Raw genomic sequence first — 20,740 nt, forward strand, 5'->3', positions numbered from 1 at the left:
CGTGCCGATCGCCATGGAAGAGAAGCTGCGCTTCGCCATCCGTGAAGGCGGCCGCACCGTCGGTGCCGGCATCGTCGTCACCATCAAAGAGTAATCGACGCCGGCATTTGTCGCATCGACAGGGAAGGGCGGTCTACGGGCCGCCCTTTTTGCTTTTTTGGGTACAGCCGGCGCCTGCGGCGTCGTCGCAAAACCCTGTTGCAAGCCTTCAAAGCTTAACTAGTATAGCTTGCATTGCGGGGGGCTTGCCCGAATGGTTCCATGGCACCGTCTGAATGGCCAGACACGGTGGATGTTTGGCGTGATCTGCCTAGCGTCGTTCCTTGTGATGGAACACGCTGCCTTCGCGGCGAACACCAAAAAATCCGGGCCGGATCTTGGCCCGACGATGCGGTTTGTCGTCGTCCGCAGCAGCGCGCCTGGTTGCGAACCGACCTGCCCGGAATGGATATCCGCTGAAGGCTCGATTGAAGCCGGCACGCCGGCCCTGTTCAAACGCACGCTCAAGGCCCTCGGCGGCCGAAAACTGCCCGTTGTCGTGGACTCTCCCGGCGGCAACGTCGAAGCGGCGCTGGCGCTTGGCCGGCTGCTCCGCAAGAACAAACTCGATATCGCGGTCGGCAAAACCTGGTTCACCGGGTGCCGGCCCGATGCCAAGGACTGCAAGGAAAACCACGGCAAGGGCGCTCGCTATTTCGGCAATGCCCATGCCAGCGGCGCCATCTGTAATTCCGCTTGTCCGCTGATGTTTGCCGGCGGCATCAGGCGCGTGGTCGGGCAATGGGCCTATCTCGGCGTTCATCAGATCACCACGACCTACATCCGCACGAAATTGCAGTACCGGACCACCTATCGCGTGGTTAGAGGCAAGAAGAAAATCCTCAGCAAGAAGATCGTCGGCCGCAAGAACGCCGGCAGCTACAAGACCTACGAGATGAGCAAGTCGGTGGAGAAAAGACTGGCGGCCTATCTGAAGGAAATGGGCGTCGGCCAGGCGGTACTCGAGACGATGAAGAACACGCCGGCCAGCAGCATCCAGCAACTGGCTCCCTACGACATGCTGCAGGCGCGGCTGGTGACTAGCCTGGATGCTGTCGACCTGTTGACCGCGCCAACCCTATGCAGCACCGATCCGGTGGCCGCGAACTGCAGGGAAATACCGGCGCCGGCCGGCGACGTGGTGGCGTACGCCAAGTCCGTTCCCGCCGCGTCGATCGAACCCGAAACCGTGCAGCGGGCCGATGTCGGAGATATGCACTTCGTTCTGGTTCGCGGCAGGAGTTTTCTCTGCGATCCCAACTGTCCCGAATGGATCTCGGCGGAAGGCACCATCAGCGCTCAAACGCCGGAACGGCTGCGCCAACTGCTGGACACGATCGGTGATCGGCGACTGCCCGTGGTGATCAACTCGCCGGGAGGCGACGTGCTCGGCGCTCTGGCCGCCGGAAGGCTGATCCGAGAACACAAGCTCGACGTGGCGGTGGCGCGGACGGACTTCATTGGATGCGAGCCGGACAAAGCGGATTGCACCGCCGAGGATGGCGTCTATGTCGGACTGACAATCGATGCGAGCGGCGAGTGCGGCGCGGCCTGTCCGATCATGCTTGCCGGCGGTGTCAGGCGCCTTGTCGGTCCTCGCGCGCAGTTGACCGTGCATTCGATTGACATGGAGCAGCGGGTCAAAACCTATCTCAAAGACATGGCGGTCGGATCCGGTCTGCTGGTGGCAATGCGGTCGGTGCCGGCCTCGCGCCATCGGCAGCTCGAACCCGACATGATGCTGAAAATCGGGCTGACGACCGGGTTTGAATCGGTCGATGAATTTACCGGTCCGACCATCTGCAAGTCGGAGCCAGTGCCAGAGAATTGCCGCGTCGTGTCGACGTCCGAGGTTCAGGCCGAGGCGCCGGTCAAGTTGTAAGGCGCAGCCACGCAGCCGGTCCAAACTGGCCATCGAGGCAGGTTGAGCAACGTTCGATAGTTCCGCTATCGTCCGAAACTAATGACAGTCCGCCCAGTCGAGGACGAGATGAGCCAGGATATCCCGACATTGTTCGAATGGGCCGGCGGTACAGGAGCGCTGAATCGCCTGACCCAAACCTTCTACGACAAGGTGTCTAGGGATTTCCATCGTCGGCCCGGTGTTCAGAACATGGCGCCCGACTATCCCGCCCATGTCGCGGCCTTCATCGGCGAGGTCTTTGGTGGACCGAAGACGTACAGCGAAAACCATGGTGGCCACCGCCAGATGGTGATGCACCATCTCGGCAAGCATCTGAGCGAGGAACAGCGCCGCCGCTGGATCAATCTGCTCGCTGATGCCGCCGATGAAGTCGGGCTGCCCGACGATCCGGAATTCCGCTCGGCTTTCATGGCCTATGTCGAATGGGGATCGCGGCTGGCCAAGATGAATTCCAACCTTGGCGAAACCTGCGATCTCGAGACCGAGCCGATGCCGGCCCGGGGCTGGGGCGTGCCCGGCGGGCCGTACAAGCCGAGCGGCGAATAACGGGCAGCTGCGGAACTCTCTGTTTTCCACTGCCTATCCCCGTACGCCGCTCTTTACAGAGCGCGCGGAAGCTTTTAGGAAGCGCCTGCTGCGCCGACATGCGCACGATACGGGCATAGCTCAGTTGGTAGAGCGGCGGTCTCCAAAACCGCAGGTCGTAGGTTCGAGCCCTGCTGCCCGTGCCATTTTCGAAATGGCCAATTCATGGAAAATGTCTGGTCCTCCACGCATCGGCCCTTTGAAAATCGCGCGGTGGCTTGCCATATAGGTTGTTTTGAAGCATAAGACCTCCATAGCCGGGACGGGACGACTGGATGGTTCCGAGGCGGCGTTTGGCATAAAGCGGACACTTGCCACTTGCGTGGATCAAGAATCGGTTTTATGTAGACGAAACAGACACGCGACGCGTGGAGCTGGGAAGCCGGCTTTACGCGTCCGATTTGCATGGGCGAAATGATCGCGCTGATTCGGCGCGAACACAGGCTCAGGCGGCACATCCCGGCCAGCGGGATCATCCAGGAGATCCGGTCAACGGGTCTTGCAGACAGGCGGCACATGGCTTCGAAAACCACAAATCCTTTCGTCTTTCTCCAGCAGGTTCGCGCGGAGACCGCCAAGGTGACCTGGCCGTCGCGTCGCGAGACGATGATCTCGACGGTGATGGTTCTGGCGTTCGCTGTGATCGCGATGATCTTTTTCTTTACTGCCGATCAGCTCATGGGCCTCGCGGTCGAGCAGATTTTGGGCATTGGACGCTAAGTCCGGCGATTACGGAGAAGTCTTGAGATGACTGCGCGGTGGTACATCGTCCACGCCTATTCGAACTTTGAAAAAAAGGTCGCTGAGGATATCGAGAACAAGGCCAAGCAGAAGGGCCTGTCCGCTGACATCGAGCAGATCGTGGTGCCGACCGAGAAAGTCGTCGAGATACGCCGCGGCCGCAAGGTCGATGCCGAGCGCAAGTTCTTCCCTGGCTACGTGCTCCTGAAGGCCAACCTGACCGACGCGGTGTTCTCGCTCGTGAAGAACACGCCGAAGGTCACCGGCTTCTTGGGCGACTCGAAGCCGGTGCCGATCACCGAGGCCGAGGCGCAGCGCATCCTGAACCAGGTGCAGGAAGGCGTCGAGCGGCCGAAGCCGTCGGTCACTTTCGAGATCGGCGAAGCGATCCGCGTCTCGGACGGCCCGTTCGCGTCGTTCAACGGTTTCGTCCAGGAAGTGGACGAGGAGCGGGCGCGGCTCAAAGTGGAAGTTTCGATCTTCGGGCGCGCCGTGCCGGTCGATCTCGAATTCGGACAGGTCGAAAAGGGCTGATCAGAAACCCTTGTCGCCCATGCGGCGGTGAGGGGAGGCGGCGTGCAAATCGCGGCCAAAGCGGGTGGGAGGCGAATGCGGCTTTAGCCGGCCACAGGAACCGCACCACCAGACTGCAACCGCCGGTGTTGCCCAGATTTGGGGCCGGCATGAGACAAAGGCAGGAAAGAGATGGCTAAGAAAATTGCAGGCCAGCTCAAGCTCCAGGTTTCCGCGGGCTCGGCTACGCCGTCGCCCCCGATCGGACCGGCGCTTGGTCAGCGCGGCATCAACATCATGGAGTTCTGCAAGGCGTTCAACGCGCAGACCCAGGAAATGGAAAAGGGATCGCCGATTCCGGTCGTCATCACCTACTACCAGGACAAGTCGTTCACCTTCGTCATGAAGACGCCACCGGTGAGCTACTTCCTGAAGAAGGCCGCGAACCTGAAGTCGGGCTCAAAGGAGCCGGGCAAGGTCAAGGCCGGCACGATTGGCCGCGACAAGGTGCGCGCCATCGCCGAGCAGAAGATGAAGGATCTGAACGCAACCGATATCGAGGGGGCCATGCGCATGGTCGAGGGCTCCGCCCGCTCGATGGGTCTGGAAGTGGTGGGCTGAGATCATGGCAAAGATTGCAAAGCGTGTATCGAAGACCCGCGAAGGCATCGATCCCAACAAAGCCTATGCCTTGGGTGATGCGCTGAAGCTGCTCAAGGACCGGTCCTCGGTGAAGTTCGACGAGACCGTTGAAATCGCGATGAACCTGGGTGTCGACCCGCGCCATGCCGACCAGATGGTCCGTGGCGTGGTCAATCTGCCGAACGGCACCGGCCGTACCGTCCGCGTCGCCGTTTTCGCGCGTGGCGACAAGGCCGAGGAAGCCAAGGCGGCCGGCGCCGATATCGTTGGCGCCGAGGATCTGGTCGACATCGTCCAGAAGGGCACGATCGACTTCGATCGCTGCATCGCCACGCCGGATATGATGCCGCTGGTCGGCCGTCTAGGTAAGGTGCTCGGCCCGCGCGGCATGATGCCGAACCCGAAGGTCGGCACTGTCACCACCGACGTTACCGCGGCCGTCAAGGCATCGAAGGGCGGCGCGGTCGAGTTCCGCGTCGAGAAGGCCGGCATCGTTCATGGTGGCGTCGGCAAGATCTCGTTCGACGTCAAGGCGCTGGAGGAGAATGTCCGCGCCTTCGCCGACGCGGTGAACAGGGCGAAGCCGGCTGGCGCCAAGGGCAACTACGTCAAGAAGGTGTCGGTCACCTCGACGATGGGCCCTGGTCTCAAGCTCGACGTCTCGACGCTGGCGGCGTCCTGATACGAACCATTTGGATCGGCCGCTAAAGGGCTGATCCGCAAATAGAATTCCGGGCCTCCGATTTATCTCGGCGGCCCGGTACCGGAAGTTGAAAGACTTCCGGACATCCTGTCCGAGATTGCGGGCGGCCCCAAGCCTTGGTTCAAGTGGGGGCCTTAATTCATGTGGGCCTGCATGAGACGGGTGAAGACCCGACAACGGAGCGACATGCTCCAATGAAAGGTTCGAACCGTGTTTGCCTTTTGTCTGCGCACCATTCGGCTTGCCGGCTGGTGTGGCGAAAGGGGGCAGGATCCTCGAGCGTCGTTCGGGAGATCCGTTACTGGATGGCCCGGCCGGCAAAAAGGCAACCCGACGCCTGTCCTCGTAATGGGAATGTTCCCGTTAACAGGATTGGGGTCAACTGGAGATAGGCAGTGGACAGAGCGGAAAAACGCGAACTCGTCACGGGCCTGAATGAAGCGTTTTCGGGCGCTGGTTCAGTCGTCGTGGCCCACTACGCCGGTATCACCGTCGCGCAAATGAACGACCTTCGGTCGAAAATGCGTGTCGCCGGTGGCACCGTCAAAGTCGCGAAGAACCGTCTCGCCAAAATCGCTCTTCAGGGCACGGACTCCGCATCGATCATCGACCTGTTCAAGGGACAGACGCTGATCGCCTATTCGGAGGATCCGATTGCGGCGCCGAAGGTCGCGTCCGATTTCGCCAAGGGAAATGACAAGCTCGTCATTCTCGGCGGCGCAATGGGCACCACCTCGCTCAACGCCGACGGTGTGAAGGCACTCGCCACACTTCCGTCGCTCGATGAGCTGCGCGCCAGGCTGGTTGGCATGATCGCCACGCCGGCAACCCGGATCGCCCAGATCGTCAATGCGCCTGCGGCTTCGGTCGCGCGTGTCATCGGCGCTTACGCCCGGAAGGACGAGGCGGCATGAGGCCGTTCCTCGCTATCACAAACACACGTTCGAACCTTATGAAGGAATATTGCAATGGCTGATCTGGCAAAGATCGTAGACGACCTTTCGAAGCTGACCGTCCTTGAGGCGGCCGAGCTTTCGAAGCTTCTGGAAGAAAAGTGGGGCGTTTCCGCCGCTGCTCCGGTGGCGGTTGCCGCCGCTGGCGGTGCTGCGGCCGCTGCTGCTCCGGTCGAGGAAAAGACGGAATTCGACGTCGTCCTCACCGAGGCGGGCGCTCAGAAGATCAACGTTATTAAGGAAGTTCGCGCCATCACCGGTCTTGGCCTCAAGGAAGCCAAGGATCTGGTCGAGGCGGCTCCGAAGCCGGTCAAGGAAGCTGTTTCCAAGGCCGACGCGGACAAGTTCAAGGCCCAGCTGGAAGCAGCCGGCGCCAAGGTCGAACTGAAGTAAGCGTTTGATATCGGCGGGCGGCTTCGCGCCGTCCGCCACTCCCTTGGCGCGAAGGGAGGCTGCGTAACGCGAAGAGTACGAAAACCTCTTTCCTGAGGACCGTAAACCGGCCTTCAGGAAACGGGTTTTCTCCCGTTTTGGCCGGCCACCGACAGGTGGCGGGTGAACAAATAAAGGCCGCCGCCGAGGTGGCCGAGAATGCAAGGCGAGCCGCGGCGAGGTTCGCCCCGAGTTTAGAGCTAAGGAGCGACGATGGCCCAGACACAAACTTTCAATGGCCGCAGACGCGTACGCAAATTCTTCGGAAAGATTCCGGAAGTTGCGGAGATGCCGAACCTGATCGAGGTTCAGAAGGCATCCTATGACCAGTTCCTGATGGTCGAGGAGCCCAAGGGCGGGCGTCCTGACGAGGGACTGCAGGCGGTTTTCAAATCGGTCTTCCCGATCTCCGACTTTTCCGGCTCCTCGATGCTGGAATTCGTGAAGTACGAGTTCGAAGCACCGAAGTTCGACGTTGACGAATGCCGTCAGCGCGACCTGACCTATGCCGCGCCACTCAAGGTGACGCTGCGCCTCATCGTGTTCGATATCGACGAGGATACCGGCGCCAAGTCGATCAAGGACATCAAGGAGCAGGACGTCTACATGGGCGACATGCCGCTCATGACCTTGAACGGCACCTTCATCGTCAACGGCACCGAGCGTGTCATCGTCTCGCAGATGCACCGTTCGCCGGGCGTCTTCTTCGACCATGACAAGGGCAAGTCGCACTCCTCCGGCAAGCTGCTGTTTGCCGCGCGGGTCATCCCCTATCGCGGTTCGTGGCTCGACATCGAGTTCGACTCGAAGGACGTCGTGCACGCCCGCATCGACCGCCGCCGCAAGATTCCGGTGTCGTCGCTGTTGATGGCGCTCGGCATGGACGGCGAGGAGATCCTGTCGACCTTCTACAACAAGATCACCTACAAGCGCGCCGGCGACCATTGGCGTATCCCGTTCAACGTCGAGCGTTTCCGCGGCCTCAAGGCGGTTGGCGACCTGATCGATGCAGATACCAATGAGGTCGTCGTCGAGGCCGGCAAGAAGATCACTGCCCGCCAGGCCAGGGCGCTTGGCGAAAAGGGTCTCAAAGCGATCAAGGCGACCGACGAGGATCTGCTCGGCAACTACCTTGCCGAGGACATCGTCAACTACGCGACCGGCGAGATTTTCCTCGAAGCAGGCGACGAGATCGACGAAAAGACGCTGAAGGTGCTTCTCGCCGCCGGCGACGACGAGATCAAGGTTCTCGACATCGACCACGTCAATGTCGGCGCCTATATCCGCAACACGCTCAACGTCGACAAGAACGAGAGCCGCCAGGACGCGCTGTTCGACATCTACCGCGTCATGCGCCCCGGCGAGCCGCCGACGCTCGAAACCGCCGAAGCCATGTTCAACTCGCTGTTCTTCGACAGCGAGCGCTATGATCTGTCGGCCGTCGGGCGCGTCAAGATGAACATGCGCCTCGAGCTCAAGGCCGAGGACACCGTGCGCGTGCTGCGCAAGGACGACATCCTGGCGGTGGTCAAGACGCTGGTCGAACTGCGCGACGGCAAGGGCGAGATCGACGACATCGACAATCTCGGCAATCGCCGCGTGCGCTCGGTCGGCGAGCTGATGGAGAACCAATACCGCGTCGGCCTGCTGCGCATGGAGCGCGCGATCAAGGAGCGCATGTCCTCGATCGAGATCGACACGGTGATGCCGCAGGACCTGATCAACGCCAAGCCGGCGGCTGCCGCCGTGCGCGAGTTCTTCGGTTCCTCGCAGCTGTCGCAGTTCATGGACCAGACCAACCCGCTGTCGGAGATCACCCACAAGCGCCGTCTCTCGGCGCTTGGCCCCGGTGGTCTGACCCGCGAGCGCGCCGGTTTCGAGGTGCGCGACGTGCACCCGACGCATTACGGCCGCATCTGCCCGATCGAGACGCCGGAAGGCCCGAACATCGGTCTGATCAACTCGCTGGCCACCTTCGCGCGTGTCAACAAATACGGCTTCATCGAGAGCCCGTACCGCAAGATCGTCAACGGCAAGCTGACCAATGAGGTCGTCTATCTGTCGGCGATGGAAGAGGCCAAACACCACGTCGCGCAGGCCAATGCCGAGCTCGACAAGAACGGTGGGTTCGTCGACGAATTCGTCATTTGCCGCAACGCCGGCGAAGTGATGATGGCGCCGCGCGAAAACGTCGATCTGATGGACGTGTCGCCAAAGCAGATGGTGTCGGTGGCGGCGGCCCTGATCCCGTTCCTCGAGAACGACGACGCCAACCGCGCCCTGATGGGCTCGAACATGCAGCGTCAGGCCGTGCCGCTGGTGCGCGCCGAAGCGCCGTTTGTCGGCACCGGCATGGAGCCGATCGTCGCCCGTGACTCGGGCGCCGCCATCGGCGCCCGCCGCGGCGGCATCGTCGACCAGGTGGACGCGACGCGTATCGTCATCCGCGCCACGGAAGATCTCGATCCCGGCAAGTCGGGCGTCGACATCTACCGGCTGATGAAGTTCCAGCGTTCGAACCAGAACACCTGCATCAACCAGCGTCCGCTGGTGCGAATGGGGGACCGGGTCAACAAGGGCGACATCATCGCCGACGGCCCGTCGACCGAACTCGGCGATCTGGCGCTCGGCCGGAACGTGCTGGTCGCGTTCATGCCGTGGAATGGCTACAACTACGAGGACTCGATCCTCTTGTCCGAGCGCATCGTCGCCGACGACGTCTTCACCTCGATCCATATCGAGGAGTTCGAGGTCATGGCGCGCGACACCAAGCTCGGGCCGGAGGAAATCACGCGCGACATTCCCAACGTCTCGGAAGAAGCGCTGAAAAACCTCGACGAGGCCGGCATCGTCTATATCGGTGCGGAAGTGCAGCCGGGCGATATCCTGGTCGGCAAGATCACGCCGAAGGGCGAAAGCCCGATGACGCCGGAAGAAAAGCTTCTACGCGCCATCTTCGGCGAAAAGGCATCGGACGTGCGTGACACCTCCATGCGCATGCCGCCCGGAACCTTCGGCACCGTCGTCGAAGTGCGCGTCTTCAATCGCCACGGCGTGGAGAAGGACGAGCGCGCCATGGCGATCGAACGCGAGGAGATCGAACGCCTCGCCAAGGACCGCGACGACGAGCAGGCGATCCTCGACCGCAACGTCTATTCGCGCCTGTCCGACGTACTCGTCGGCAAGGACGCGATTGCCGGGCCGAAGGGCTTTAAGAAGGGCTCGAAGCTGTCGAAGGACACGCTCGACGAGTATCCGCGTTCGCAGTGGTGGCAGTTTGCGGTGGAGAACGAAAAGCTCCAGAGCGAACTGGAAGCCCTGCGTGGCCAGTACGACGATTCCAAGAAGGCGCTCGAACAGCGCTTCATGGACAAGGTCGAGAAGGTGCAGCGCGGCGACGAGATGCCTCCCGGCGTCATGAAGATGGTCAAGGTCTTCGTGGCCGTGAAGCGCAAGATGCAGCCCGGCGACAAGATGGCCGGCCGGCACGGCAACAAGGGTGTCGTGTCGCGGATCGTTCCGGTCGAGGACATGCCGTTCCTCGAGGACGGCACGCATGCCGATATCGTGCTCAACCCGCTGGGTGTGCCGAGCCGCATGAATGTCGGCCAGATCCTGGAAACGCATCTGGGCTGGGCTTGCGCTGGCATGGGCAGGAAGATCGGCGAGCTGATCGACGCGTACAAGACAGGCGGCGACATCAAGCCGTTGCGCAAGACGCTCGAGAGCTTCATGCCGGCCAACGACCGCAACGAGCCGATCCGCGACTATGACGACGAGAGCGTCGTTCGCCTCAGCGAGCAGATGCGACGCGGCGTCTCCATCGCGACACCGGTGTTCGACGGCGCGCACGAGGCCGACATCAACATCATGCTGGAGCAGGCGGGCCTGCACACCAGCGGTCAGTCGCAGCTCTATGACGGACGCACCGGCGAGCCGTTCGATCGCAAAGTGACGATGGGCTACATATATATGCTCAAGCTTCACCACCTTGTGGACGACAAGATCCACGCGCGTTCGATCGGGCCGTACTCGCTCGTTACCCAGCAGCCGCTGGGCGGCAAGGCGCAGTTCGGTGGCCAGCGCTTCGGCGAGATGGAGGTCTGGGCGCTCGAAGCGTACGGCGCCGCCTACACGCTGCAGGAGATGCTGACGGTGAAGTCGGACGACGTCGCCGGCCGCACCAAGGTCTACGAGGCGATCGTCAGAGGCGACGACACGTTCGAGGCCGGCATCCCCGAGAGCTTCAACGTTCTGGTCAAGGAAATGCGGTCCCTCGGCCTCAATGTCGAGTTGGAGAACACCAAGCTCGACGACAACCCGATCCGGCTGCCCGACGCGGCCGAGTAAGCAAGACGTGGGGGGGGGGGGGGGGGGGGGCCCCCGCCCGCGCCCCCCCCCCGCGCCCCCCCACCCCGCGCGCCCGCGCGCGCCCGCCCCCCCCCCCCCCCCCCCCACGCCGAGCATGATCCCGAAAAGTGGTTACCGGTTTTCGGCCAAGATCATGCTCAAACAAGAAGTTTCTTCGGCCGATGGCCGACCAAGTCGGCGGGCGTTTGGCCCGCGCTAGATGCAAGGGGTTTTCGATGACCCCGAAAGGAGAACGGCATGAACCAAGAGGTCATGAATCTCTTCAATCCCCAGGCGCCTGCGCAGGTGTTCGATTCCATCCGGATATCGCTCGCCAGCCCTGAGAAGATTCTGTCCTGGTCGTTCGGCGAGATCAAGAAGCCGGAGACCATCAACTACCGCACCTTCAAGCCGGAGCGTGACGGCCTGTTCTGCGCGCGCATTTTCGGTCCGATCAAGGACTACGAGTGCCTGTGCGGCAAGTACAAGCGCATGAAGTACAAGGGCGTCATCTGCGAGAAGTGCGGCGTCGAAGTCACGCTGTCGCGCGTCCGCCGCGAGCGCATGGGCCATATCGAACTGGCCGCGCCCGTCGCCCATATCTGGTTCCTGAAGTCGCTGCCGTCGCGTATCGGCACGCTGCTCGACATGACGCTGAAGGACATCGAGCGCGTTCTCTACTTCGAGAACTACATCGTCACCGAGCCTGGCCTCACCGCGCTGAAGGAGCACCAGCTCCTCAGCGAGGAAGAGTACATGATGGCCGTCGACGAATATGGCGAGGATAGTTTCACCGCCATGATCGGCGCCGAGGCCATCCACGACCTTCTGGCCGGCATGGACCTGGAAAAGATCGCCGGCGACCTGCGTTCGGAGCTGGCTTCGACCACGGCCGAGCTCAAGCTGAAGAAGTATGTGAAGCGGCTCAAGGTCGTCGAGAACTTCATGGAGTCCGGCAACCGTCCGGAATGGATGATCATGAAGGTGGTTCCGGTGATTCCGCCGGACCTGCGCCCGCTGGTTCCTCTTGATGGTGGACGTTTCGCAACGTCGGATCTGAACGATCTGTATCGCCGCGTCATCAACCGCAACAACCGCCTGAAGCGGCTGATCGAGCTGCGTGCGCCCGGCATCATCGTGCGCAATGAAAAGCGCATGCTGCAGGAAGCCGTCGACGCGCTGTTCGACAATGGCCGTCGCGGCCGCGTGATCACCGGCGCCAACAAGCGTCCCTTGAAGTCGCTGTCCGACATGCTCAAGGGCAAGCAGGGCCGGTTCCGCCAGAACCTGCTCGGCAAGCGCGTCGACTATTCTGGCCGCTCGGTCATCGTCACCGGTCCGGAGCTCAAGCTGCACCAGTGCGGCCTGCCGAAGAAGATGGCGCTCGAACTGTTCAAGCCCTTCATTTATGCCCGTCTCGACGCCAAGGGTTATTCCTCGACCGTCAAGCAGGCGAAGAAGCTGGTCGAGAAGGAGCGTCCGGAGGTCTGGGATATCCTCGATGAGGTCATCCGCGAGCATCCGGTGCTCTTGAACCGTGCGCCGACGCTGCACCGCCTCGGCATCCAGGCGTTCGAGCCGATCCTGATCGAAGGCAAGGCGATCCAGCTTCACCCGCTGGTCTGCACAGCCTTTAACGCCGACTTCGACGGCGACCAGATGGCGGTCCACGTGCCGCTGTCGCTGGAAGCGCAGCTTGAAGCCCGCGTGCTGATGATGTCGACCAACAACATCCTGCACCCGGCTTCCGGCGCGCCGATCATCGTGCCGTCGCAGGACATGGTTCTGGGTCTCTACTATCTCTCGATCGTCAACCAGAATGAGCCGGGCGAGGGCATGGTGTTTGCCGACATGGGCGAACTCCAGCACGCGCTCGAGACCAAGGCGGTGACGTTGCACTCCAAGATCAAGGGCCGCTTCCGCACGGTCGATGCGGACGGCAAGGTCGTGTCGAAGATTTACGACACCACGCCCGGCCGCATGATCATCGGCGAGCTTCTGCCGAAGAACGTCAACGTGCCTTATGAGACCGCCAACCAGGAGATGACCAAGAAGAACATCTCCAAGATGATCGACACCGTCTACCGCCATTGCGGTCAGAAGGAGACGGTCATTTTCTGCGATCGCATCATGGCCCTCGGCTTCAGCCACGCCTGCCGCGCCGGCATTTCGTTCGGCAAGGACGACATGCTGATCCCGGATGCCAAGATCAAGCTGGTCTCCGACACCGAGGCTTTGGCCAAGGAATACGAGCAGCAGTACAATGACGGTCTGATCACGCAGGGCGAGAAGTACAACAAGGTCGTCGACGCCTGGGCCAAATGCTCGGAAAAGGTCGCCGACGAGATGATGGCGCGCATCAAGGCGGTCGAGTTCGAGGACAATGGCCGTCAAAAGCCGATGAACTCGATTTACATGATGTCGCACTCCGGTGCGCGCGGCTCGCCCACCCAGATGCGCCAGCTTGCCGGTATGCGTGGCCTGATGGCCAAGCCTAGCGGTGAGATCATCGAGACGCCGATCATCTCGAACTTCAAGGAAGGCCTGACCGTGCTCGAGTACTTCAACTCGACCCACGGCGCCCGCAAGGGTCTGGCCGACACCGCCTTGAAGACGGCGAACTCGGGTTACCTCACCCGTCGTCTGGTCGACGTGGCGCAGGACTGCATCGTCAACTCCGTCGACTGCGGCACCGACAAGGGCCTCACCATGCAGCCGATCGTCGATGCCGGCCAGGTCGTCGCTTCCGTCGGCCAGCGCGTCCTCGGCCGCACGGCGCTCGACGACATCACCCATCCGGTCACGGGTGAGGTTCTGGTCAAGGCCGGAACGCTGATGGACGAACGCGACGTCGAGCAGATCGAACAGGCCGGCGTCCAGTCGGTCCGTATCCGCTCGGCGCTGACCTGCGACGTCAGGGTCGGTGTATGCGCGGTCTGCTACGGACGCGATCTGGCCCGCGGCACCCCGGTCAACCAGGGCGAGGCTGTCGGCGTCATCGCGGCGCAGTCGATCGGCGAGCCGGGCACCCAGCTCACCATGCGTACCTTCCACATGGGCGGTACAGCGCAGGTGGTGGACTCGTCGTTCCTTGAAGCCTCGTATGAGGGCAAGGTCGAGATCCGCAACCGCAACGTAGTGCGCAACTCCGACGGCCAGCAGATGGTCATGGGCCGCAACATGGCGGTGCTGATCCTCGACGAGGCCGGCAAGGAGCGCGCCACGCACCGAGTCACCTATGGTTCGCGCATCTTCGTGGACGATGGCGACAAGGTGAAGCGCGGCCAGCGCATCGCCGAGTGGGATCCCTATACCCGCCCGGTCCTCACCGAAATCGAGGGCAAGGTGGCGTTCGAGGATCTGGTCGATGGCATTTCCGTCCAGGAAACGGCCGACGAATCGACCGGCATCACCAAGCGCGAGGTCATCGACTGGCGTTCGACGCCACGCGGCAACGACCTCAAGCCGGCGATCGTCGTCCAGGACACCAAGGGCAAGGTCGGCAAGCTGTCGAAGGGCGGCGACGCTCGCTTCCTGCTCTCGGTCGAGGCCATTCTTTCGGTCGAGCCGGGTGCACAGGTTCGCCCCGGCGACGTGCTGGCGCGTATCCCGATGGAAAGCGCCAAGACCAAGGACATCACCGGCGGTCTGCCGCGTGTTGCCGAACTGTTCGAGGCACGCCGTCCGAAGGATCACGCCATCATCGCCGAGATCGACGGCACGATCCGTTTCGGCCGCGACTACAAGAACAAGCGCCGCATCATCATCGAGCCGCATGACTCGACGCTTGAGCCGGTCGAATACCTGATCCCGAAGGGCAAGCCGTTCCATCTCCAGGACGGCGACGTCATCGAGAAGGGCGACTACATCCTCGACGGCAATCCGGCGCCGCACGACATCCTGGCGATCAAGGGCGTGGAGGCGCTTGCCTCCTACCTCGTCAACGAGATCCAGGAGGTCTACCGACTGCAGGGCGTGTCGATCAACGACAAGCACATCGAAGTGATCGTTCGCCAGATGCTGCAGAAGGTCGAGATCACCACGCAGGGCGACTCGACCTACATTCCGGGCGACCACGTCGACGTGATCGAGCTGGAAGAGGTCAACGAGCGCCTGGTCGAGGACGGCAAGAAGCCGGCCGAAGGCCAGCCGGTGCTGTTGGGCATCACCAAGGCCTCGCTGCAGACGCCGTCCTTCATCTCGGCCGCCTCCTTCCAAGAGACGACCAGGGTGCTGACCGAAGCGGCAGTTGCCGGCAAGACCGACATGCTGCAGGGTCTGAAGGAAAACGTCATCGTCGGCCGTCTTATCCCGGCCGGCACCGGCGGCACGATGAGCCAGATCCGGCGCATCGCCACCTCGCGCGACGAGCTGATCATAGACGAGCGCCGCAAGGCGTCGGGCGTCGAAGTCGCCGATCCGATGCTGACCGACATGGCTTCCGCCGCGCAGTAAGCGCGGCGGTATAGATCTCAGGCAACAAAGCCGTCGGGGCAACCCGGCGGCTTTTTGGGTGTTGAGTTGGCGATGGACTGGGAGGAGGCGTCGTCGAGTGTTGCGACTTATTTTGATCGTCCGGCGCCGCCCTCATTGCCCTGCCGGGCATTTCTCCCCGTAAACGGGGAGGAAGAAGCTGGCCGCAGCCTTGGCGCTCTTTCTGCGACGCTGGAGAGTGGCGAAATCTTTGATGACGGCGTCCTTCTCCCCGTTCACGGGGAGAAGATGGCGGCAGCCAGATGAGGGGCGGCGCGACGCTTGCAAGATGGTCAGGACCGGAGCGAAGGCCACTCCTTATAGCTCCGCGGCTTAATCGTAAAACGCTTCCACCACATCGCGCTTGCCGAGCATGAAGGCGTCGGCGACATGCTGGAGCGGGGCGAGATCGACATCGGAAACGCCGGCGCGCACGATCTCTGCGAAACGCCTGTAGAGCATCGGATATTCGGCTTCCGGCTCCTCGTGAACGACGCGGCCGTCGACCGCGAGTTTTGAGCCGCCGCCCGAAAGCACCATCGCGCCCTTGTCCGTCTCGGCCAGGATCTCCCAGCTTTGCGGGCCGGTCTGGCGCCAGTCGAGTTCCATCGTCACCGGCAAGCCGTTTGAGGTGCGGAAGGCGATGTGCGCAGCGATCGGGGCTGCACGGTTTTCGGGAAAATCGAGAATTGCCGAAGTGATGAACATTGCCGGAAGGATGTGGGTCGCAATCGACAGCGCGTTGATGCCAGGATCGAACACGCCGAAGCCGCCAGGAGCCCAGATCCAGTCCTGGTTCGGGTGCCAGCGGCGCACGTCTTCTTTCCAGTTAATGGCAGCCGACCTGATCGTGGTCGAGCCGAGAAAATCGCGCGCAGCCTCGACCGCCGGCGCATAGCGCGAATGCCAGCTGGCGAACAGCGAGACGCCGTTTGCCGCCGCTAGCACCTTCAAATCCTCGACCTCGCTGACCGTGGCGCCGGGCGGCTTTTCCAAAAAGACATGCTTTTTCGCTTCGAGCGCGGTCCGTGCGGCGTCATAGCGGAACTGCGGCGGCATGCAGAGTGATACAGCATCGAGCTCCGGCACCGCGTCGAGCATCGCCTCGATATCGGGAAAATTCGCGATGCCGTCCACCTTGCCGTGCCGGCTGGCGGCGGCGGTGAGGCGATAGGACTGGTCCTTCGCCAGGGCTGGCAGGTGCTGGTCGCGGACGATCTTTCCCACGCCGACAATGCCGAGCTTGATAGGATTGCTGTTCGAGGACATGGGCGACTCCATGGATTGGAAATGCACTGCTCTGGCAGCGAGTGGTTCTCTTAGCAGAGAACCAATGCCGGGCAAGTCGCGTGAGGCTCGCCCGGCGGGCCGAGATAGGCCCGCTTCAGACTGGCCCCGCTTAAACTGGCCCTCCTTAGACTGGCCCCGCTTCAGGCTGGCACGTCGAAGGTGACGATCGACACTTCGCCTTCGAGCGCGCCCTGATAGGCCGACAGGTGCGGCTCTTCGTCGGGCACGCCATCCAGGTCGCCGATCTGGTCGAGCTCCGCCTCGGCGTAACCCTCGGCCGCGAGCGATTCGAGCGCGCGGCGCACCGCCGAATCGTCGTCAGGCGCGACCAGCATGAGGTGGACGCCTTCCGGCTTGTCGCCCTTCCTTCTCCATGCCCGGCCGGTAATGATGGTGACCGGGCGCTCATCGTTGTCGTTCACGGGCCGATTCCTCCGGGCGAGGGGATTTGCGCTGTTCATGCCTCTTTTTCGCATGAAGCATGGCCGCGCAACAGCCGAAAGCCGGTCACTTTCTTCCCTCCTCTTGCAAAATGGCGAAAGAAAATTACATGCGCCTTTCGCATGGCTGCCAAGCCTCGGTTTCGGCGTAATATTTGGCGCTCCGGGGTTGACGGGCAACAGGCTTGCGAGTAGAAGCCTGCCCAGTCAGAACCGATGTGAGGCTCTCACTTCCGAAGCGACACGCTTTGGAGTTTGTCTCAAACAGGGTTCGTTTTACGAGCGAAAAGACATTTCCGGCGTGCACGAAGCGGCTTCCGCTTCCTCTGCCATTTGTTCGGGCAAGACCGCGAGGCGCGGTTTGTGGCCCGAATTTGCGTATGGAAATGACGCTTTGAGCGGCCCTGACCGGGCGAGACACGGAATTGAGAGACAAGAGGGTTTAATGCCTACCGTCAACCAGCTGATCCGCAAACCGCGCATTGCGCCGGTGAAGCGCAACAAGGTCCCGGCCATGCAGCAGAACCCGCAGAAGCGGGGCGTCTGCACGCGCGTCTACACAACGACGCCGAAGAAGCCGAATTCGGCGCTGCGCAAGGTGGCCAAGATCCGCCTGACCAATGGTTTTGAAGTGATCGGCTACATCCCCGGCGAAGGCCACAACCTTCAGGAACACTCGGTGGTGATGATCCGCGGCGGCCGCGTCAAGGATCTTCCGGGCGTCCGCTACCATATCATCCGCGGCGTGCTCGACACGCAGGGTGTGAAGAACCGCAAGCAGCGCCGTTCGAAATACGGCGCCAAGCGTCCGAAGTGACCGAAGCGTAGCCAAGGTCATCCCGGACGGCGCCAGGCGACGATCCGGGATCCAGGCCACCACGCAGAATTGAGGCAGAGAAAAAATGTCCCGTCGTCACAGTGCAGAAAAGCGTGAGATCAACCCGGACCCGAAGTTCGGCGATCTGATCGTCACCAAGTTCATGAACGCCGTCATGTATGACGGCAAGAAGTCGGTTGCCGAGACCATCGTCTACGGCGCGCTTGATCAGGTCCAGTCCAAGACCAAGCAGGAGCCGGTCACCGTCTTCCATCAGGCGCTCGACAATGTCGCGCCGCATGTGGAAGTGCGTTCGCGCCGCGTCGGTGGCGCCACCTACCAGGTTCCGGTCGACGTGCGCCCCGAGCGCCGTCAGGCACTGGCCATCCGCTGGCTGATCGCCGCCGCCCGCAATCGCAACGAGACCACGATGGTCGACCGCCTCTCCGGCGAGCTGATGGACGCGGCCAACAACCGCGGCACCGCTGTCAAGAAGCGTGAAGACACCCACAAGATGGCAGAAGCCAACCGCGCCTTCGCGCACTACCGCTGGTAAAGCGCGAACGAGACTGAAGAGGCACCTCCCATGGCCCGCGAATATAAAATCGAAGATTACCGCAATTTCGGTATCATGGCGCATATCGACGCCGGCAAGACGACGACCACCGAGCGCGTCCTCTACTACACGGGCAAGTCGCACAAGATCGGCGAAGTCCATGACGGCGCTGCCACCATGGATTGGATGGAGCAGGAGCAGGAGCGCGGCATCACCATCACGTCGGCCGCGACCACGACCTTCTGGAAGGCTCGTGACGGCAAGATGCATCGCTTCAACATCATCGACACGCCCGGCCACGTCGACTTCACCATCGAGGTCGAGCGTTCGTTGCGCGTGCTCGACGGCGCCATTGCCCTGCTCGATGCCAATGCCGGTGTCGAGCCGCAGACGGAGACCGTCTGGCGTCAGGCCGACAAGTACCGCGTGCCGCGCATGATCTTCTGCAACAAGATGGACAAGATCGGCGCCGACTTTTATCGCTCGGTCGAGATGATCGGTTCGCGCCTCGGCGCGCATGCCGTCGTCATGCAGTTGCCGATCGGCGCCGAGACCGAGTTCAAGGGCGTCGTCGACTTGGTCGAGATGAACGCGCTGGTCTGGCGCGACGAGACGCTGGGCGCCGCCTGGGACGTCGTCGAGATTCCTGCCGACCTCAAGGCTCGTGCGGAAGAATACCGTGAGAAGATGATCGAGGCCGCCGTCGAAATGGACGAGACGGCGCTTGAGAATTACCTCGAAGGCAAGATGCCGAGCAATGACGAGATCCGCGCGCTGATCCGCAAGGGCACCATTGCGGTGAAGTTCTATCCGATGTTCTGTGGCTCGGCCTTCAAGAACAAGGGCGTGCAGCCGCTGCTCGACGCCGTCGTCGAATATCTGCCGTCGCCGGTCGATGTTCCGGCCATCAAGGGCGTCGACGCCAAGACCGATGCCGAGATCGAGCGTCATGCCGACGACAACGAGCCGCTGTCGATGCTCGCCTTCAAGATCATGAACGACCCGTTCGTCGGTTCGCTCACCTTTGCCCGCATCTATTCCGGCAAGCTCACCAAAGGCATCTCGGTCGACAACACGGTCAAGGGCAAGAAAGAGCGCATCGGCCGCATGCTGCAGATGCATGCGAACTCGCGCGCCGACGTCGAAGAGGCTTTTGCCGGCGATATCGTCGCCCTGGCCGGCCTCAAGGACACGACCACCGGCGACACGCTCAGTGATCCGCTGCATCCGGTCATCCTCGAGCGTATGGAATTCCCCGATCCGGTCATCCAGATCGCCATTGAGCCGAAGACCAAGAACGACCAGGAAAAGATGGGCCTCGCCCTTCACCGCCTGGCCGCCGAGGATCCGTCCTTCCGCGTCAAGACCGACGAGGAGAGCGGCCAGACGATCATTTCCGGCATGGGCGAACTTCATCTCGACATCATCGTCGACCGCATGCGTCGCGAGTTCAAGGTTGAGGCCAATGTCGGCGCGCCGCAGGTGGCCTATCGCGAGACGATTACCCGCAGCCAAGAACAGGACTACACGCACAAGAAGCAGACCGGCGGTACCGGTCAGTTCGCCCGCGTCAAGATCCTCTTCGAGCCGAATCCGGAAAGCAGCGAATTCCAGTTCGAAACGAAGATCGTCGGCGGCGCTGTGCCGAAGGAATACATCCCCGGTGTCGAAAAGGGCATCAACAGCGTCATGACCTCGGGCCCGTTCGCCGGCTTCCCGATGATCGGCGTCAAGGCGACGCTGATCGATGGTGCCTACCACGACGTGGATTCCAGCGTTCTGGCCTTCGAAATCGCTGGCCGTGCCTGCTTCCGTGAAGCGGCGCCCAGGCTTGGCGTGCAGTTGCTCGAGCCGATCATGAAGGTCGAAGTGGTGACGCCGGAAGATTATGTCGGCAGCGTCATCGGCGACCTGAACGGCCGTCGCGGCCAGATCCAGGGCCAGGAAGCCCGTGGCGTGGCGGTGGTTATCAACGCGATGGTGCCGCTCGCCAACATGTTCAAATACGTCGACAACCTGCGCTCGATGAGCCAGGGCCGCGCGGCCTACACGATGCAGTTCGATCACTACGAGCCGGTGCCGACCGCGGTCGCTCAGGAAGTCCAGAAGAAATACGCGTAACCAGAACGGGTTGCAGCGCTAACTTAATTCAAAGCCCGCACGGGCGAGCAGGAATGGAGACATCACATGGCAAAAGGTAAATTCGAGCGTACAAAGCCTCATGTGAACATTGGCACGATTGGCCATGTCGATCATGGCAAGACGTCGCTGACGGCGGCGAT

Annotated in this window: 17 protein-coding genes and 1 tRNA gene; 16 read left to right on the forward strand and 2 right to left on the reverse strand. The window is 62.0% G+C overall.

What is annotated here, in order from left to right:
• The 12 genes from NKH12_RS25505 to rpoC all read left to right on the forward strand — a co-directional run.
• The coding region (locus NKH12_RS25505) for an EF-Tu C-terminal domain-related protein (RefSeq protein ID WP_476738618.1) at positions 1-94 on the forward strand (94 nt) is incomplete at its 5' end.
• A gap of 159 nt (positions 95-253) precedes the next feature.
• Complete coding sequence (locus NKH12_RS25510) at positions 254-1,921, forward strand: COG3904 family protein (protein ID WP_502910846.1); 1,668 nt, start codon at positions 254-256, stop codon at positions 1,919-1,921.
• Positions 1,922-2,029: 108 nt separating this feature from the next.
• Positions 2,030-2,509 carry a group II truncated hemoglobin gene (locus NKH12_RS25515; protein ID WP_352955691.1) on the forward strand — a complete coding sequence of 160 codons (480 nt, stop codon included), beginning with the start codon at positions 2,030-2,032 and terminating at the stop codon, positions 2,507-2,509.
• A 109-nt stretch (positions 2,510-2,618) separates the two neighbouring features.
• Positions 2,619-2,694: transfer RNA gene (locus NKH12_RS25520), tRNA-Trp, on the forward strand.
• A 370-nt stretch (positions 2,695-3,064) separates the two neighbouring features.
• Positions 3,065-3,268 (forward strand): preprotein translocase subunit SecE, encoded by a 204-nt coding sequence (secE, locus tag NKH12_RS25525; RefSeq protein WP_013531408.1) that lies wholly within the window; start codon positions 3,065-3,067, stop codon positions 3,266-3,268.
• Between the two features lie 27 nt (positions 3,269-3,295).
• Entirely contained in the window at positions 3,296-3,823 is a 528-nt protein-coding gene (gene nusG / locus NKH12_RS25530) for a transcription termination/antitermination protein NusG (protein WP_006333333.1), read from the forward strand.
• 171 nt (positions 3,824-3,994) lie between these two features.
• On the forward strand, positions 3,995-4,423 hold the full coding sequence (gene rplK, locus NKH12_RS25535) for a 50S ribosomal protein L11 (protein ID WP_029352163.1): 429 nt from the start codon (positions 3,995-3,997) through the stop codon (positions 4,421-4,423).
• Between the two features lie 4 nt (positions 4,424-4,427).
• Positions 4,428-5,126, forward strand: coding sequence for a 50S ribosomal protein L1 (rplA, locus tag NKH12_RS25540; RefSeq protein ID WP_095494992.1), 699 nt, complete (start codon positions 4,428-4,430; stop codon positions 5,124-5,126).
• A gap of 416 nt (positions 5,127-5,542) precedes the next feature.
• Positions 5,543-6,061 (forward strand): 50S ribosomal protein L10, encoded by a 519-nt coding sequence (rplJ, locus tag NKH12_RS25545; RefSeq protein ID WP_023798119.1) that lies wholly within the window; start codon positions 5,543-5,545, stop codon positions 6,059-6,061.
• Positions 6,062-6,115: 54 nt separating this feature from the next.
• On the forward strand, positions 6,116-6,493 hold the full coding sequence (gene rplL / locus NKH12_RS25550; RefSeq protein ID WP_023680442.1) for a 50S ribosomal protein L7/L12: 378 nt from the start codon (positions 6,116-6,118) through the stop codon (positions 6,491-6,493).
• 252 nt (positions 6,494-6,745) lie between these two features.
• The gene (rpoB, locus tag NKH12_RS25555) at positions 6,746-10,882 is read left to right on the forward strand and encodes a DNA-directed RNA polymerase subunit beta (RefSeq protein WP_352955692.1); all 4,137 of its coding nucleotides are present in this window, start codon (positions 6,746-6,748) and stop codon (positions 10,880-10,882) included.
• 258 nt (positions 10,883-11,140) lie between these two features.
• Positions 11,141-15,337 carry a DNA-directed RNA polymerase subunit beta' gene (gene rpoC / locus NKH12_RS25560; protein WP_352955693.1) on the forward strand — a complete coding sequence of 1,399 codons (4,197 nt, stop codon included), beginning with the start codon at positions 11,141-11,143 and terminating at the stop codon, positions 15,335-15,337.
• 351 nt (positions 15,338-15,688) lie between these two features.
• On the opposite strand, the gene NKH12_RS25565 is transcribed toward rpoC, so the two are convergent.
• Positions 15,689-16,624 carry a Gfo/Idh/MocA family protein gene (locus tag NKH12_RS25565; protein ID WP_352955694.1) on the reverse strand — a complete coding sequence of 312 codons (936 nt, stop codon included), beginning with the start codon at positions 16,622-16,624 and terminating at the stop codon, positions 15,689-15,691.
• A 161-nt stretch (positions 16,625-16,785) separates the two neighbouring features.
• Complete coding sequence (locus NKH12_RS25570; protein WP_352955695.1) at positions 16,786-17,067, reverse strand: transcriptional regulator; 282 nt, start codon at positions 17,065-17,067, stop codon at positions 16,786-16,788.
• Between the two features lie 463 nt (positions 17,068-17,530).
• Between NKH12_RS25570 and rpsL the strand changes: the two genes are divergently transcribed.
• From rpsL to NKH12_RS25590, 4 genes are all read left to right on the forward strand, one after another.
• A complete protein-coding gene (gene rpsL / locus NKH12_RS25575; protein WP_006333356.1) occupies positions 17,531-17,902 on the forward strand; it encodes a 30S ribosomal protein S12 in 372 nt (123 codons plus the stop codon).
• An 85-nt stretch (positions 17,903-17,987) separates the two neighbouring features.
• Entirely contained in the window at positions 17,988-18,458 is a 471-nt protein-coding gene (gene rpsG / locus NKH12_RS25580) for a 30S ribosomal protein S7 (protein WP_008875664.1), read from the forward strand.
• Positions 18,459-18,488: 30 nt separating this feature from the next.
• Positions 18,489-20,579 carry an elongation factor G gene (gene fusA, locus NKH12_RS25585; protein ID WP_292401133.1) on the forward strand — a complete coding sequence of 697 codons (2,091 nt, stop codon included), beginning with the start codon at positions 18,489-18,491 and terminating at the stop codon, positions 20,577-20,579.
• Between the two features lie 66 nt (positions 20,580-20,645).
• On the forward strand, positions 20,646-20,740 hold a 95-nt coding region (locus NKH12_RS25590; protein WP_032936484.1), incomplete at its 3' end, for a GTP-binding protein.

Origin of the sequence: Mesorhizobium sp. M1322 (genome assembly GCF_040318085.1) — a bacterium.
In the GTDB taxonomy this organism is placed as follows: domain Bacteria; phylum Pseudomonadota; class Alphaproteobacteria; order Rhizobiales; family Rhizobiaceae; genus Mesorhizobium.

Excerpts from the sequence above, each read along its gene's own strand:
- rpoB (WP_352955692.1), top strand. The coding sequence starts at position 6,746 with ATGGCCCAGACACAAACTTTCAATGGCCGCAGACGCGTACGCAAATTC.
- nusG (WP_006333333.1), top strand. The coding sequence starts at position 3,296 with ATGACTGCGCGGTGGTACATCGTCCACGCCTATTCGAACTTTGAAAAA.
- rpsL (WP_006333356.1), top strand. The coding sequence starts at position 17,531 with ATGCCTACCGTCAACCAGCTGATCCGCAAACCGCGCATTGCGCCGGTG.
- fusA (WP_292401133.1), top strand. The coding sequence starts at position 18,489 with ATGGCCCGCGAATATAAAATCGAAGATTACCGCAATTTCGGTATCATG.
- rpsG (WP_008875664.1), top strand. The coding sequence starts at position 17,988 with ATGTCCCGTCGTCACAGTGCAGAAAAGCGTGAGATCAACCCGGACCCG.
- NKH12_RS25565 (WP_352955694.1), bottom strand. The coding sequence starts at position 16,624 with ATGTCCTCGAACAGCAATCCTATCAAGCTCGGCATTGTCGGCGTGGGA.
- rplL (WP_023680442.1), top strand. The coding sequence starts at position 6,116 with ATGGCTGATCTGGCAAAGATCGTAGACGACCTTTCGAAGCTGACCGTC.
- NKH12_RS25515 (WP_352955691.1), top strand. The coding sequence starts at position 2,030 with ATGAGCCAGGATATCCCGACATTGTTCGAATGGGCCGGCGGTACAGGA.
- NKH12_RS25510 (WP_502910846.1), top strand. The coding sequence starts at position 254 with ATGGTTCCATGGCACCGTCTGAATGGCCAGACACGGTGGATGTTTGGC.
- rplA (WP_095494992.1), top strand. The coding sequence starts at position 4,428 with ATGGCAAAGATTGCAAAGCGTGTATCGAAGACCCGCGAAGGCATCGAT.
- rplK (WP_029352163.1), top strand. The coding sequence starts at position 3,995 with ATGGCTAAGAAAATTGCAGGCCAGCTCAAGCTCCAGGTTTCCGCGGGC.
- secE (WP_013531408.1), top strand. The coding sequence starts at position 3,065 with ATGGCTTCGAAAACCACAAATCCTTTCGTCTTTCTCCAGCAGGTTCGC.
- rpoC (WP_352955693.1), top strand. The coding sequence starts at position 11,141 with ATGAACCAAGAGGTCATGAATCTCTTCAATCCCCAGGCGCCTGCGCAG.